The sequence below is a fragment of the Streptomyces glaucescens genome, from assembly GCF_002154375.1.
In the GTDB taxonomy this organism is placed as follows: domain Bacteria; phylum Actinomycetota; class Actinomycetes; order Streptomycetales; family Streptomycetaceae; genus Streptomyces; species Streptomyces glaucescens.
Map to the genome: position 1 here is coordinate 1 of NZ_MUND01000662.1, position 715 is coordinate 715.

The window sequence follows — 715 nt, forward strand, 5'->3', positions numbered from 1 at the left end:
CGCCGCCCGCGCCTACGCCCGCCGCACCCAGGCCACCACCGACTGAGTTCCGCCGCCCCGCCCCGCCGACGGTCACAGACCCGCGACGGGGCGCGGCTTCGCACACCTTCAAGCCCCCGGAGTGGATGGCGAGCCTCACCCGCCAACCGGCCATTCCCCGCGATCACCTGGGCGGGCGCGGCGTCACGGTCGTTCTGGACGGGGTCGAGGGCGACAAAGGCCGTGCCGCCTTCGAGCTGCTGGCCGAGGGCGGACGCTACATCACCATCGGCGCGGCCTCCCGAGAGGAGTTCCGCCCTGATGAGGCGCAGCTGAAGGAGCGCGGTGTGCGCTTCACCGACGCACTGGCCCTGCTGCTGAAGGGCCGGGACGCGCCCGTCGACGAGGCCCGCGCGCTCGTGCAGGCCGCCGTCGCAGGCTGCCGCGGCGCATGCCGCCCTGGAGGGGCGGGCGACGACCGGCAAGGTGGTTCTCGTCCCAGACGCCTGAGAGGCACGGCCGAGACGGGGGCGTCGGCGCCGCGCCGGGATCGGCCACCGGTTCGGCTTCGCCACCGAGGTTCCGCACCCGGTTCGCAGGCGGATACGTGCAGCGGGGGCACCTGGTGGCGCGGGCACCGGCCTCGGGATGCCGAGGGTGCCTCCAGGACAGGGCCGCGGCCGTCCGCGGGACTCCGGTTCGAAGCGGGGCAGTTTCTGGTGACCGGCTGCCCCGG

Annotated in this window: 1 pseudogene; it reads left to right on the plus strand. The window is 75.2% G+C overall.

The features are described from left to right. Window positions 1-125: 125 nt before the first annotated feature. Window positions 126-715: pseudogene (locus CCN42_RS42885) on the plus strand (hypothetical protein); the annotation flags it as partial.